General features: G+C 72.3%; 13 protein-coding genes. 7 read left to right on the top strand and 6 right to left on the bottom strand.

Features of this window, described 5'->3' with window-relative positions:
* Positions 1-36: 36 nt before the first annotated feature.
* From OOT42_RS15330 to sdhC, 6 genes are all read right to left on the bottom strand, one after another.
* Positions 37-825: a phosphotransferase gene (locus OOT42_RS15330; RefSeq protein ID WP_273652036.1), complete on the bottom strand. Its 789-nt coding sequence runs from the start codon at positions 823-825 to the stop codon at positions 37-39.
* 26 nt (positions 826-851) lie between these two features.
* Entirely contained in the window at positions 852-1,025 is a 174-nt protein-coding gene (locus OOT42_RS15325; RefSeq protein ID WP_273652035.1) for a hypothetical protein, read from the bottom strand.
* A gap of 106 nt (positions 1,026-1,131) precedes the next feature.
* A complete protein-coding gene (locus OOT42_RS15320; protein ID WP_273652034.1) occupies positions 1,132-1,893 on the bottom strand; it encodes a succinate dehydrogenase iron-sulfur subunit in 762 nt (253 codons plus the stop codon).
* Positions 1,893-3,743 (bottom strand): succinate dehydrogenase flavoprotein subunit, encoded by a 1,851-nt coding sequence (gene sdhA, locus OOT42_RS15315; RefSeq protein ID WP_273652033.1) that lies wholly within the window; start codon positions 3,741-3,743, stop codon positions 1,893-1,895. Before sdhA ends, OOT42_RS15320 begins: the two co-directional genes overlap by 1 nt.
* A 57-nt stretch (positions 3,744-3,800) precedes the next feature.
* A complete protein-coding gene (gene sdhD / locus OOT42_RS15310) occupies positions 3,801-4,259 on the bottom strand; it encodes a succinate dehydrogenase, hydrophobic membrane anchor protein (RefSeq protein WP_124343724.1) in 459 nt (152 codons plus the stop codon).
* Complete coding sequence (gene sdhC, locus OOT42_RS15305) at positions 4,259-4,594, bottom strand: succinate dehydrogenase, cytochrome b556 subunit (RefSeq protein ID WP_225916297.1); 336 nt, start codon at positions 4,592-4,594, stop codon at positions 4,259-4,261. Before sdhC ends, sdhD begins: the two co-directional genes overlap by 1 nt.
* 252 nt (positions 4,595-4,846) lie before the next feature.
* Here sdhC and OOT42_RS15300 point away from each other — a divergent pair, with 252 nt between their 5' ends.
* The 7 genes from OOT42_RS15300 to OOT42_RS15270 all read left to right on the top strand — a co-directional run bounded on the left by OOT42_RS15300 (position 4,847) and on the right by OOT42_RS15270 (position 13,624).
* Entirely contained in the window at positions 4,847-5,998 is a 1,152-nt protein-coding gene (locus tag OOT42_RS15300; RefSeq protein WP_273652032.1) for a mannose-1-phosphate guanylyltransferase, read from the top strand.
* A gap of 173 nt (positions 5,999-6,171) precedes the next feature.
* The gene (locus OOT42_RS15295; protein WP_423775909.1) at positions 6,172-7,428 is read left to right on the top strand and encodes an amidohydrolase; all 1,257 of its coding nucleotides are present in this window, start codon (positions 6,172-6,174) and stop codon (positions 7,426-7,428) included.
* 238 nt (positions 7,429-7,666) lie between these two features.
* On the top strand, positions 7,667-8,779 hold the full coding sequence (locus tag OOT42_RS15290; protein WP_273652031.1) for a BMP family lipoprotein: 1,113 nt from the start codon (positions 7,667-7,669) through the stop codon (positions 8,777-8,779).
* 117 nt (positions 8,780-8,896) lie between these two features.
* The gene (locus tag OOT42_RS15285; RefSeq protein WP_273652030.1) at positions 8,897-10,648 is read left to right on the top strand and encodes an ABC transporter ATP-binding protein; all 1,752 of its coding nucleotides are present in this window, start codon (positions 8,897-8,899) and stop codon (positions 10,646-10,648) included.
* Positions 10,645-11,886 carry an ABC transporter permease gene (locus OOT42_RS15280; protein WP_273652029.1) on the top strand — a complete coding sequence of 414 codons (1,242 nt, stop codon included), beginning with the start codon at positions 10,645-10,647 and terminating at the stop codon, positions 11,884-11,886. Before OOT42_RS15285 ends, OOT42_RS15280 begins: the two co-directional genes overlap by 4 nt.
* Before the next feature lie 5 nt (positions 11,887-11,891).
* Positions 11,892-13,181 (top strand): ABC transporter permease, encoded by a 1,290-nt coding sequence (locus OOT42_RS15275; protein WP_273654858.1) that lies wholly within the window; start codon positions 11,892-11,894, stop codon positions 13,179-13,181.
* Positions 13,182-13,213: 32 nt separating this feature from the next.
* Positions 13,214-13,624: a cytidine deaminase gene (locus OOT42_RS15270; protein WP_168677680.1), complete on the top strand. Its 411-nt coding sequence runs from the start codon at positions 13,214-13,216 to the stop codon at positions 13,622-13,624.
* Positions 13,625-13,633: the final 9 nt, after the last annotated feature.

The raw sequence follows: 13,633 nt of genomic DNA, 5'->3' as shown, positions 1-13,633 counted from the left end.
CGGGACCGGACGGGAACGCGTGTGACGGCGCGGGGCTCAGAGCAGCGCGCGGATCGCGGGCGTGTGCGCGAGCAGCGTGGTGGTCCGGGCCCGCGTCGACGTCGGCTCGCCGACCTCGCCCAGGCGCAGCATCCCGGGGTCGCCGCGCCGCTGGCCCTCCTCGATCCGGTCGGAGGCGTCCGTCATGCGCACGGGGACGTGGTCGAGGATCGCGGCCGGGTCGACGTCGCCGTAGGCGTCCGCCATGACACGCAGTCCGTGCGCGGACGCGGAGTGGTCACGGTCGGGGAACAGCAGCGGCCCGTTCCACGCGAAGATCGCGAGGTCGTCGATCGGGCGCCCGGGACCGGCGACGTCCCAGTCGAAGACGCCCGCGAGCTCGTCGCCGTCGAAGGTCATGTTGTACATCGCCGAGTCGTGGTGGCACACGATCTCGCCCGGCTCCAGCGCGCGCTCGACGAACCGCCAGCGACGGCTGTCGCGCGGGAAGTCGGCCACGACGTCGTGGAAGTGCCGCAGCCACCGCATCGCCGACCGCACCTGGCCGTCGGTGAGCGGCTCCACGCCGATCGGCACGACCCGGCCCGGGAGGTAGGTGAGGACCTCGCGGCCCTGGTGGTCGGTGCCGAGCACGCGCGGGACGTGCGGCAGGTCCGTCGTCGCGAGGAAGTCGAGCAGCTTGTGCACGGCGGGGGTCCACGGGCCGGTCGGGCGGCGGACGGTGTCGCCGACGCGCACCGCACCGCCGACGTTGCCGCCCTCGAGCGGGACCTCGACCTCGTCGGGCCCGGGGCCGGGCGCTGCGGTGGCGTCGGGGGTGAGCACGACCGACACCGTACGGGACGGGCCGGTCAGCGCGCCGCGCGTTCCGGGACCTCGACGCCGCGCCGCTCGAGCTCCTCGCGGACCGTGCGGGGGATGTCGCGGCACCCGCACTCCTGCACGTGGGCGAGGTGCCAGGCGACGCGCGCGTCCATCGGCGCGCCCTGGCCCAGGACGTGCGCGTCGTGCCACTCGGCGTTCATCCGACCAGCCAAGCACCGCGTCCACGGGCCGTCGAGGGACCGCGGTCCCGGGACGACGCGAGGCCGCCCCGACGGACGGGACGGCCTCGCGGTGGAGCGGGTGGCGTCAGAAGGCGCGCGTGATCATCGCGCGCTTGACCTCCTGGATCGCCTTCGTGATCTCGATGCCGCGCGGGCACGCCTCGGTGCAGTTGAAGGTCGTGCGGCAGCGCCACACGCCCTCCTTGTCGTTGAGGATCTCGAGGCGCTGCGCGCCGCCCTCGTCGCGGCTGTCGAAGATGAAGCGGTGCGCGTTGACGATCGCGGCGGGGCCGAAGTACTGCCCGTCGGTCCAGAACACCGGGCAGGACGACGTGCACGCGGCGCACAGGATGCACTTGGTGGTGTCGTCGAACCGCTCGCGCTGCTCGGCGGACTGCCGGCGCTCCTTGGTCGGCTCGGTGCCGGTCGTGACGAGGAACGGCATGATCTCGCGGTACGACGCGAAGAACGGCTCCATGTCGACGACGAGGTCCTTGACGACCGGCAGGCCCTTGATGGGCTCGACGGTGATCGGCTTGGACGGGTCGAGGTCCTTGAGCAGCGTCTTGCACGCGAGGCGGTTCTTGCCGTTGATGCGCATGGCGTCGGAGCCGCACACGCCGTGCGCGCACGAGCGGCGGAACGTGAGCGAGCCGTCCTGCTCCCACTTGACCTTGTGCAGGGCGTCGAGCACGCGGTCGGTGCCGTGGGCCTGCACGCGGAACTCGTCCCAGTGGGGGACCGGCGTGGCGCCGTCGTCGGACGGCAGGTAGCGCATGACCTTGAGCGTGACCTCGAACGAGGGCACGGCCCCGACCTCGGGGGTGGCGTCGAGCGTGGCAGTCATCAGTACTTGCGCTCCATCGGCTGGTAGCGGGTGACGGTGACGGGCTTGGAGCCGAGCACCACCTGGTAGTCGTCGAACACGGTCGTGTGCGCGAACGACCCCTTGTGGTCGCCGTCGGAGTCGCTGCCCCACAGGCGGTGACCCTTGGTCGGCAGCGGCCGGCGGTACGCCATGGTGTGCTGCATGTAGCCCTTGTCGTCGCGGTCCGGGTAGTCCTCCCGGAAGTGCCCGCCGCGCGACTCCTTGCGGTTGAGCGCGCCGACGACCACGGTCTCGGCGATGTCGAGCAGGAAGCCCAGCTCGACGGCCTCGAGGAGGTCGGTGTTGAACGTGCGGCTCTTGTCCTGGACGCTCACCGACGCGAACCGCTTGCGCAGCTCCCGCAGGTCGGACAGCGCCTGCTCGAGCGACTCCTCGGTGCGGAACACCTGGGCGTTGGCGTCCATCGTCTCCTGGAGCGCGCGGCGGATGTCGGCCACCCGCTCGCCGTCGCCGCGCGTCCGGATGGTCTCGAGCTCGGCCTCGACGGTCGCGGCCGGGTTCTCGGGCAGCTCGACCCACTGCGCGCCCGCGGCGTAGTGCGCGGCGCTGATGCCGGCGCGCTTGCCGAAGACGTTGATGTCGAGCAGCGAGTTGGTGCCCAGGCGGTTCGAGCCGTGCACGGACACGCACGCGACCTCGCCCGCGGCGTAGAGGCCGCGGATCACGTCGGTCGCGTTGCGCAGGACCTCGCCCTCGATGTTCGTCGGGACGCCACCCATCGCGTAGTGCGCGGTGGGGTAGACGGGCACGGGCTCGGTGTACGGCTCGACGCCGAGGTAGGTGCGCGCGAACTCGGTGATGTCCGGCAGCTTGGCGTCGATGTGCGCGGGCTCGAGGTGCGTGAGGTCGAGCAGCACGTAGTCCTTGTTCGGACCGGCGCCGCGGCCCTCGCGGACCTCGTTCGCCATGGAGCGGGCGACGATGTCGCGCGGCGCGAGGTCCTTGATGGTGGGCGCGTAGCGCTCCATGAAGCGCTCGCCCTGCGCGTTGCGCAGGATGCCGCCCTCACCACGCGCGGCCTCCGAGAGCAGGATGCCGAGGCCGGCGAGGCCCGTCGGGTGGAACTGGAAGAACTCCATGTCCTCGAGCGGGATGCCGCGGCGGTAGGCGAGCGCCATGCCGTCGCCCGTGAGCGTGTGCGCGTTCGAGGTCGTCTTGAAGATCTTGCCGGCGCCGCCGGTCGCGAGGACGACGGACTTGGCCCGGAAGACGTGGATCTCGCCGGTCGCGAGCTCGTAGGCGACGACGCCCGAGACGTTGACCTCCTCGCCGTCGGGCACGTGCCCCGCGGCGAGGTCGTGGTCCACGAGCAGGTCGAGCACGTAGAACTCGTTGAAGAACTCGACGTCGTTCTTCACGCACTGCTGGTAGAGCGTCTGAAGGATCATGTGGCCGGTGCGGTCCGCGGCGTAGCAGGACCGGCGCACGGCCGCCTCGCCGTGGTTGCGCGTGTGGCCGCCGAACCGGCGCTGGTCGATCTTGCCCTCGGGCGTCCGGTTGAACGGCAGGCCCATCTTCTCCAGGTCGAGGACCGCGTCGATGGCCTCCTTGGCCATGACCTCGGCGGCGTCCTGGTCGACGAGGTAGTCACCGCCCTTGACGGTGTCGAACGTGTGCCACTCCCAGTTGTCCTCCTCGACGTTCGCGAGCGCGGCGCACATGCCGCCCTGCGCGGCGCCCGTGTGGGAGCGCGTCGGGTAGAGCTTGGAGATGACGGCGGTGCGCACGCGGGTCGACGACTCGAGGGCCGCGCGCATGCCGGCGCCGCCCGCGCCGACGATGACGACGTCGTACTGGTGGGTCTGCATCGGTGGCGATGCCTTCCTGCTGGCGAGTCTGGCGGGTGGGGTGGTCCGACGTCGGCGTCAGGCCGTGCAGAACGAGGGGAGCAGGTCCGCCGGGCTGCCCGTCGGGCAGGGGTCGAACGTGAAGATGACCAGCGTCCCGAGCACGACCACGAGGACGAACGCGAAGTAGAGCAGGCCCTTGAGGACCAGGCGCGTCGTGTCCTTCTCGGCGTAGTCGTTGACGATCGTCCGCATGCCGTTGGTGCCGTGGATCATCGCGAGCCACAGCATGAGCAGGTCCCAGACCTGCCAGAACGGCGACGCCCACTTGCCGGCGACGAACCCGAAGTCGATCGCCGTGACGCCCTCGCCGGCGACGAGGTTGACGAACAGGTGCCCGAAGATCAGCACGACGAGCAGGACGCCCGACGCGCGCATGAACACCCAGCCGTAGAGCTCGGTGTTACCGCGCGTGGTGCGACGGCCGGGGCCCGCCTTGGGGGGACGCGGGGCCTTGGGGTCGGCGACGAGGCTCATCACTCACCTCCGAAGACGTGCATGAGGTGACGGGGCAGGAAGCCGGCCATCGTCACGACGAACAGGCCGAGCACGACCCACAGCATCACGCGCTGGTACTTCGTGCCCTTGGACCAGAAGTCGACCAGGATGATCCGGATGCCGTTGAAGGCGTGGAACACGATCGCGGCGACGAGCCCCGCCTCACCGAGGCCCATGATCGGGTTCTTGTAGGTCGCGATGACCTCGTTGTACGCCTCGGGCGACACCCGCACGAGCGACGTGTCGAGCACGTGCACGAGCAGGAAGAAGAAGATCGCGACGCCGGTCACGCGGTGCGCGACCCACGACCACATGCCTTCGCGCCCTCGGTAGAGCGTTCCAGCCGGCGCTTTGGCAGGCGCTGCGGGCACTGGGGGGCCTCCTGGCGAGTCAGGGGTGGGCCACGGCGGGGACGTCCCTGACCCTGCCGTGCCTGTCGGTCTCACTGTATAGACACGTGCTCGTCACTCTCCGCCGGGCCGGGCCCTTGGTCCCGTGCGGAGGGCCGTTTGTGAGCAACTCCACACCGGGTCGGTGCCGTGGCCCGCGCCGCTAGCCTGAGCGGCATGTCGACCGCGTCCACGTCCTCGCTCCTCCCTGCGCAGGGCCCGGTCCCGGGCTTCCACGCGGTCGTCCCCGCCGGGGGTGCGGGCACGCGGCTCTGGCCGCTGTCGCGGGCCGGTCACCCCAAGTTCCTGCACGACCTCACGGGCTCGGGCCGGACGCTGCTGCAGGCGACGGTCGACCGGCTCGTCCCGCTGGTGGGCGACGACGGCGTGCTGGTCGTCACGGGCCACCGGCACGCCGACGCCGTGGCCGCGCAGGTCCCGGCCCTGCTCGACGGTCCCGACGGCGCCCCCCGCCGGCTGCTGGCCGAGCCGTCGCCGCGCGACTCGATGGCGGCGATCGGGCTCGCGGCGGCCGTGCTGCTGGAGCGGCACGGCGAGGACGTCGTGCTCGGCTCGTTCGCGGCCGACCACGTGATCAGCGGCACGGAGGCGTTCGAGCGCGCGGTGCGCGAGGCCGTCGTCGCGGCGCGCGCGGGCTACGTCGTGACGGTCGGCATCCGCGCGACGGGACCGTCGACCGCGTTCGGCTACGTGCGGTCGGGCGAGCCGCTCGGCCTCGCGGACGCGCCCAGCGCGCGGCACGTCCGCGGTTTCACCGAGAAGCCCGACGAGGAGACGGCGACCGCCTACCTCGCCACGGGCGAGTACCGCTGGAACGCCGGCATGTTCGTCGTGCGTGCGCGCGTGCTGCTCGACCACCTCGCGGCCCAGATCCCGACGCTCGCCGCCGGTCTGTCCGAGATCGCGGCGGCGTGGGACGGCCCCGACCGGGACGCGGTCCTCGAGCGGGTGTGGCCGACGCTGACCAGGATCGCGATCGACCACGCCATCGCCGAGCCGGTCGCGGCGGCGGGCGGCGTCGCCGTCGTCCCGGGGGACTTCACGTGGGACGACGTGGGCGACTTCGAGTCCCTCGGCGGGCTCCTCACGAGCCCCACGCTCGGCGACGACACGACCGTGCTGCGCGTGGACGCACCGGACGCGCTCGTGGTCGCGTCGGGCGGCCGGACCGTGACGGTCGTCGGGCTCGCGGACGCGGTCGTCGTCGACACCCCCGACGCGGTGCTCGTCACGACGCGCGCCCACGCGCAGTCGGTGAAGTCGGCCGTCGACGGGTGGCGCGAGCGCGGCCGCGACGACCTGCTCTGACGAGCGGGGGCGCGCGTCCGGTGACGCTGACGTGTGCGGGTCGACCTCGCGTCGGCCGTCGGGCGCCTGCCAGCCCCCCGCGCTGACCTGCGCGGGGACCCGCCGCTGCCGGGCACGGGGGTGGTCCGTGGACGCCGGGGCCGGTGCGCGGCGTGCGGGCTAAGGTCGAGAGCGTGCCCGACACGTCCACCTCCGCCCCCACGCTCGTCCCGGCGCTCGACGTGCCCGGTCGCTCGGCCGACCCGCAGGTGGTGCGGCTCGCGGCCCTGCTCGACACCCTGCGGGACGAGCTCGTCGAGATCCGCCGCGACCTGCACGCGCACCCGGAGCTCGGGCGCACCGAGGAGCGCACGACGCGCGTGGTCGTGGAGCGCCTGCGCCTCGCGGGGCTGTCGCCGCACCTCCTGCCCGGCTCGGGGCTCGTGTGCGACATCGGCCCGTCACCCGCGGCGTCGGGGCGGCGCCGGGTCGCGCTGCGCGCCGATCTCGACGGGCTGCCGGTCGCGGACGCGTGCGGCCTGCCGTGGGCGTCGAGGAACCGCGGCGTCGCGCACGCGTGCGGCCACGACGTGCACACGACGGCCGTGCTGGGCGCGGGCCTGGCGCTCGCGGAGCTCGCCGCCTCGGGCGACCTCGCGACCGGCGTGCGGCTGGTGTTCCAGCCCGCTGAGGAGGTCCAGCCGGGCGGCGCGATCGACGTGATCAACGCGGGCGGCCTCGACGGCGTCGCGCAGATCTTCGGCATCCACTGCGACCCGAAGGTCGACGTCGGCCAGGTGGGCACGCGCATCGGCCCGATCACGTCGGCGAGCGACGAGGTCACCGTGGTCCTCACCGGCGCGGGCGGGCACACGTCGCGCCCGCACCTCACGGGCGACCTCGTGTTCGCGCTCGGTCAGGTCATCACGCAGGTCCCGGCGATCCTGGGGCGCCGGCTCGACCCGCGCTCGGGGGTCAACCTCACCTGGGGCGAGGTGCACGCGGGCACCGCCCACAACGCGATCCCCGCGTCGGGGACGGTGCGCGGCACGCTGCGCTGCCTCGACGTGCGCGCGTGGGAGAAGGCGTCGGACGTGTTCCACCACGCGGTCGAGCAGGTCGTCGCGCCGCTCGGGCTCGAGGCGGAGGTGCGCCACCACCGCGGTGTCCCGCCGGTCGAGAACGAGGAGCGCTCGACGGGGGTGCTGGAGGCGGCCGCGCGTGACGTCCTCGGCCCCGACGCGGTGCTCCTGACCGAGCAGTCGCTCGGCGGTGAGGACTTCGCCTGGTACCTGACGAAGGTGCCGGGCGCGATGGCGCGGCTCGGCACGCGCACCCCGGGCGGGCGGACGTACGACATCCACCAGGGCGACCTGCGCGTCGACGAGCGCGCGGTCGAGGCCGGTGCGCTGCTGCTGGCCAGGGCCGCGCTGCTCGCGGGACGGGCCTGACGCCGCAGGTCGCCGGACAGGCGTCCGATGTCCGGGTCGCCCGTCTCTCCTGGCGAGATGCCCCGTCCGTCACCTGGGCGGACATTCCAACTAGGTAACGGATCCTCGACGGATACCGCCTGGTAACAAGCGCGACACGCCACGCTCACTACTGTCCGAAGCATCGACGCCGGCAGACACCGTCCCGGCGACGGCCACCTGCCGTCCGGCAGTCGGCTGACGAGACCAGGAGAATCGCGTGAAGAAGATCATCCGTGTGGCGGCGCTCGGCGGCGCCGTCGCCCTCGCCCTCGCGGCCTGTGGCAGCGCACCCGAGGACACGAACGAGACCTCCGGCGGCGACGAGACGTCGGCGACCGTCGACTTCACCGCCTGCATGGTGTCCGACGAGGGCGGCTTCGACGACGCCTCGTTCAACGAGTCCGGCTTCAAGGGCCTCGAGCAGGCCAAGGACGAGCTCGGCATCGAGACCAAGACGGCCGAGTCGACCGACCCGGGCCAGTACACGACCAACGTCGACTCGATGGTCCAGCAGGGCTGCAACCTCATCATCGGCGTCGGCTTCGCGCTCGAGGACGCCATCCAGGCCGGTGCCGAGGCGAACCCCGACATCGAGTTCGCCCTCGTCGACTCCGCGTTCTCCGACGCGGACTTCAACCCGGTGACGCTCGACAACGCCAAGCCCCTGCTGTTCAACACGCAGGAGGCCGCGTACCTCGCCGGCTACCTCGCCGCGGGCGTCTCGCAGACCCACAAGGTCGCGACCTTCGGCGGCCAGCCGTTCCCGTCGGTCACCATCTTCATGGACGGCTTCGCCGACGGCGCCGCCGCCTACGCGGAGGAGACCGGCACCGCGACGACCGTCGTCGGCTGGGACAAGGCCGCGCAGAACGGCTCGATGATCGGCAACTTCTCCGACACCGAGGCCGGGCGCACCACGACCGAGCAGTTCATCAACGACGGCGCGGACGTCATCCTGCCCGTCGCCGGCCCCGTCGGCTCCGGCGCGCTCAACGCGGCCAGCCAGGCCGAGGGCACCGCGGTCATCTGGGTCGACTCGGACGGCTACCTGCAGCCGGCCAACGAGCAGTACAAGGGCCTCATCCTCACGTCCGTCATGAAGCAGATCCAGACGGCCGTGTTCGAGACGATCAAGTCGTCCGTCGACGGTGAGTTCTCGTCCGACCCGTACGTCGGCACGCTCGAGAACGGCGGCGTCGACATCGCGCCGTTCCACGACTGGGAGTCGAAGGTCCCGGCCGAGCTCGCGTCCAAGATCGACGAGCTGCGCCAGCAGATCATCGACGGCGACCTCGTCGTCGACTCGCCGTCGGCCAACGCGGTCTCCTGACCGCGGCCTGACGAGCGCACCGATGGCCCGGGGCGACGCGCCCCGGGCCATCGGTGCGTCGACGGCACGCTGGTTCTACTGTCGGCTCACGAGGACGTGGGGAAAGGCGGGCACGAGGTGAGGCTCGAGCTGCAGGGCATCACGAAGCGCTTCGGGACGCTCGTGGCGAACGACAACATCAACCTGACGTTCGCACCGGGGGAGATCCACGCGCTGCTCGGCGAGAACGGCGCCGGCAAGTCGACGATGATGAACGTCCTCTACGGGCTGTACCAGCCCGACGCGGGACAGATCGTCGTCGACGGCGCGCCGCGGACGTTCTCCGGACCGGGCGACGCGATGGCCGCGGGCATCGGCATGGTGCACCAGCACTTCATGCTCATCCCCGTGTTCACGGTCGCCGAGAACGTCGTCCTCGGGCACGAGCCCGTCGTCGGCGGCACCCTCATCGACCTCGCCGAGGCGCGGCGACGGGTCAAGGAGATCTCCGACCGGTTCGGGTTCGACGTCGACCCCGATGCACTCGTCGAGGACCTCCCGGTCGGCGTGCAGCAGCGCGTCGAGATCATCAAGGCCCTCTCGCGTGACGCGCAGGTGCTGATCCTCGACGAGCCCACCGCGGTGCTCACGCCGCAGGAGACCGACGAGCTCATCGGGATCATGCGGCAGCTCAAGGAGGCCGGCACCTCCATCGTCTTCATCACGCACAAGCTGCGCGAGGTCCGCGCCGTCGCCGACACCATCAGCGTCATCCGGCGCGGCAAGGTGGTCGGCACCGCGAGCCCCACGTCGACCGAGGTCGAGCTCGCCTCCCTCATGGTCGGCCGCTCCGTCACGCTGGCCGTCGACAAGGCCACCGCGGAGCCCGGCGAGCCCACCTTCCAGGTCCGCGACCTCACGGTCCTCGACGTGCACGGCAACGCCGTCGTCGACGGCGTCTCGTTCGACGTCCACCGCGGCGAGATCCTCGCGATCGCGGGCGTCCAGGGCAACGGCCAGACCGAGCTCACCGAGACGATCCTGGGTCTCGCGGCCCCGACCGCCGGGCAGCTGCTGCTCGACGGCGTCGACCTCGCCGGCCGCCAGGTGCACGAGGTCATCGAGGCGGGCGTCGGGTTCGTGCCCGAGGACCGCAGCACCGACGGCCTCATCTCGTCGTTCTCCATCGCGGAGAACCTCATCCTCGACATGCACCGGTCCGAGCCGTTCGCGCGCGCCGGGTCGCTGAGCCCCGCGCGCGTCGCGGAGAACGCCGCGCACCGCGTCGAGGAGTTCGACATCCGCGTGCGGTCGGTGCAGGACCCGGTGAGCACGCTGTCCGGCGGCAACCAGCAGAAGGTCGTCCTCGCGCGCGAGATGTCGCGGCCGCTGCGGCTGTTCGTCGCGTCGCAGCCCACGCGCGGCCTCGACGTCGGGTCGATCGAGTTCGTGCACAAGCGGATCGTCGCCGAGCGGGACAACGGCACTCCCGTCGTCATCGTCTCGACCGAGCTCGACGAGGTCCTCGCGCTCGCCGACCGGATCGCGGTGATGTACCGCGGCAAGATCATCGGCATCGTCGAGGGCGGGCACACCGCCGACCGCGACGTGCTGGGCCTCATGATGGCGGGCGTGCCGCTCGAGCAGGCGCGCGAGCAGGCCGCCGGCCACCACACCGCGCTGTCCGAGGCCGACGCGGTCGCGGAGGCGGAGGACGCGGGCGACGCCCCGCCGCCGCCCGCGGCAGCGCCCGCGACGCCGAAGGTCGCGCCCACGGGTGCCGCACCGGTCGCGCCGACGAGCGCCACGCCCGCCGCCGGACCGTCGGCCGCCACGCCCGACCCGGACGCCCCCGCGGCGCCCACGACGCACGAGGAGGGGCAGGCGTGAGCGCCACCGTCCAGGACGCGCCCGCACCGGCGCCCGCGCCCGAGCAGAAGCCCGAGCAGCAGCGTCCGAGCTACCTCCAGCAGGTGCTCGACTCGACCACGACGACCGTGGTCGTCGCGATCCTCATCGCGCTCGGCGTCGCCGCCGTGCTCGTCGTCGCGGCCGACGCGGCGTCGCAGGAGGCGCTCGGCTACGTGTTCGCCCGGCCGCAGGACTTCTTCGCGGCCGCGTGGGACGCGATCTACAGCACCTACTCCGCGCTGTTCCGCGGCGCGATCTTCGACTACCAGGCGACGGGCGCCCGCCAGATCCGGCCCATCACGGAGACGATGGTCTCGTCGGTGCCGCTGATCCTCGCGGGTCTCGGTCTGGGCATCGGCTTCCGGTCGGGCCTGTTCAACATCGGTGCCCAGGGGCAGGTGCTCGTCGGGGCGGCCGCCGCCGCGTACCTCGGGTTCTCGCTCGACCTGCCGGTCGTCGTGCACGTCGTCGTGGCGTGCCTCGGGGCGATCGTCGCGGGTGGCATCTGGGCCGGGATCGCGGGCTTCCTCAAGGCCCGGACCGGGGCCAGCGAGGTCATCGTCACGATCATGCTCAACTCGATCGCGCTGTACCTCGTCTCCTACCTGCTGACGACGTCCATCCTGCGCCAGCCCGGCTCGACGCGGCCCATCACGGCCCCCGTCGGCGAGAACGCGGTGATGCCGCTGCTGCTCGGCCCGCAGTTCCGGCTGCACGCCGGGTTCCTGCTCGCGCTGCTCGCGGCCGTCGGCGTGTGGTGGCTCATGGAGCGGTCGACGATCGGCTTCCGGTTCCGCGCCGTCGGCGCCAACCAGGACGCGGCCCGCACCGCCGGCATCAAGGTGCAGCGGGTCTTCGTGCTCGTCATGCTCGTCGCCGGTGGCCTCGCGGGCCTCGGCGGCGCGATGCAGATCCTCGGCACCGACAAGACGTTCCAGGCCGGGTCCGCCGGGTCGATCGGCTTCGACGCGATCACCGTCGCGCTGCTCGGCCGGTCGCGCCCGCTCGGCACGGTGCTCGCCGCGCTGCTGTTCGGCGCGCTGCGCGCCGGCTCGCCGCTCATGCAGACCGCGGCCGGCACCCCGATCGACCTGGTGCTCGTCATCCAGGCCGTCATCGTCCTCCTCATCGCGGCGCCGCCGCTGGTCCGCGAGCTGTCGGTCATCCACTGGGCCGCCACGCTCTTCGGCTACGACAGGAAGAAGGCCGCGGCGTGAGCATCATGACCGCCCCCGACAAGCCGGAGTCGCTGGCGCCGGAGCCCGCGCACACCGTGCAGGCCAAGGTCCGCTGGCGCGGGCCCGTCGTCGCGATCGTGCTGTCGGTCCTCAGCCTGGTGCTGTTCGGCCTCCTCACGAGCGCGGACGCGGACACGACGTTCCGCATCGCGACCGGCGGAGACGCGATCAAGCTCGACGACATCGTCGTGCCGTCGCGCCTCACGGCCTCGCTGCTCTCCGTCGGCGCGCTCGTCCTCTCGGTGCTGGCGCTGCTGCGGGCCCGCGCCCGCCGCGCGGTGCCGGCGTGGATGTGGGTCGGCATCGGCGTGCTGATCTTCTTCGCGCTGCTCGTGTGGGTCATGGCGGGCAACGACAACGCGCTCCCGCTCACGCTCCTGCTGACCAACGCGCTCGGGCTGTCCGTGCCGCTCGTGTTCGGCGCGCTCGCCGGCCTGCTGTGCGAGCGCTCGGGCGTCATCAACATCGCGATCGAGGGGCAGCTGCTCGCGGGCGCGTTCCTCGCGGTCGTCGTCGCGTCCGTCACGGGCAACGCGTACGCGGGGCTCATCGCCGCGCCGATCGCGGGTGCGCTCGTCGGTGCGTGCCTCGCGCTGTTCGCCGTCCGGTACTGGGTCGACCAGATCATCGTCGGCGTCGTGCTCAACGTGCTCGTCATCGGCCTGACGAACTACCTGTTCTCGACGGTCCTCACCGCCAACCCGCAGACGCTCAACTCGCCGCCGCGCATGCCGACGATCCCGATCCCGCTGCTGTCGGACATCCCGATCATCGGCCCGGTCCTCTTCAACCACCCGCTGACCGTCTACCTCATGTACATCGCGGTCGCGCTGCTCCAGGTGCTGGTCTTCCGCTCGCGCTGGGGTCTGCGGATGCGGGCCGTCGGCGAGCACCCGAAGGCCGCCGACACGGTCGGCATCAAGGTCAACCTCACGCGCGTGCGCTCGACGATCCTCGGGTCCGCGGTCGCGGGCCTCGGCGGCGCGGCGCTCGTGTCGGCGGGCCTCGCGTTCACCAAGGAGCTCACGTCCGGCAAGGGGTACATCGCCCTCGCCGCGATGATCCTGGGCCGCTGGAGCCCGACCGGCGCGCTGGCCGCGTCCCTGTTCTTCGGCCTCGCGGACGCCCTGCGCCGCGTGCTCAACAACCTCGGGTCGCCGATCCCGAGCGACATCCTCGCGATGCTGCCCTACCTGGCGACGATCTTCGCGGTCGCCGGGCTCGTGGGCCGCGTGCGGCCGCCGGCCGCGGAGGGCGTCCCGTACAAGAAGTGAGGCGGGCTCCTGCCCGCCGGATGGAGAACCACATGAGCACCCCCGCGCCCGAGATCGACTGGGACGCGCTGCGCGCCGCCGCGACGGAGGCGATGCACCGGGCCTACGTGCCCTACTCGAAGTTCCCGGTCGGTGTCGCGGCGCTCGTCGACGACGGCCGCGTCGTCGTCGGGTGCAACGTCGAGAACGCGTCGTACGGCCTGACGCTGTGCGCCGAGTGCGCGCTCGTGTCCGGCCTGCACGTCTCCGGCGGTGGACGGCTCGTCGCGTTCACGTGCGTCGACGGGCACGGCAACGTGCTCATGCCGTGCGGGCGCTGCCGGCAGCTGCTGTGGGAGCACGGCGGCGCCCGTCTGCTCGTCGAGACGGTGTCCGGCATCAAGCCGATGACCGAGGTGCTGCCGGACGCGTTCGGTCCGGACGACCTGGAGGCGCGGGCGTGACCCGCGACG

It is taken from the genome of Cellulomonas fimi (assembly GCF_028583725.1).
GTDB classification, from domain to species: Bacteria; Actinomycetota; Actinomycetes; order Actinomycetales; family Cellulomonadaceae; genus Cellulomonas; species Cellulomonas fimi_B.
Note: the sequence above shows the minus strand (reverse complement) of the source record. Positions and strands in the feature narration are given on the sequence as shown.

Bases quoted from the DNA above. Each gene is read 5' to 3' on its own strand.
- sdhD (WP_124343724.1), bottom strand. From the start codon at position 4,259: ATGAGCCTCGTCGCCGACCCCAAGGCCCCGCGTCCCCCCAAGGCGGGC.
- OOT42_RS15275 (WP_273654858.1), top strand. From the start codon at position 11,892: ATGACCGCCCCCGACAAGCCGGAGTCGCTGGCGCCGGAGCCCGCGCAC.
- OOT42_RS15270 (WP_168677680.1), top strand. From the start codon at position 13,214: ATGAGCACCCCCGCGCCCGAGATCGACTGGGACGCGCTGCGCGCCGCC.
- OOT42_RS15325 (WP_273652035.1), bottom strand. From the start codon at position 1,025: ATGAACGCCGAGTGGCACGACGCGCACGTCCTGGGCCAGGGCGCGCCG.
- sdhC (WP_225916297.1), bottom strand. From the start codon at position 4,594: ATGTGGTCGTGGGTCGCGCACCGCGTGACCGGCGTCGCGATCTTCTTC.
- OOT42_RS15300 (WP_273652032.1), top strand. From the start codon at position 4,847: ATGTCGACCGCGTCCACGTCCTCGCTCCTCCCTGCGCAGGGCCCGGTC.
- OOT42_RS15320 (WP_273652034.1), bottom strand. From the start codon at position 1,893: ATGACTGCCACGCTCGACGCCACCCCCGAGGTCGGGGCCGTGCCCTCG.
- sdhA (WP_273652033.1), bottom strand. From the start codon at position 3,743: ATGCAGACCCACCAGTACGACGTCGTCATCGTCGGCGCGGGCGGCGCC.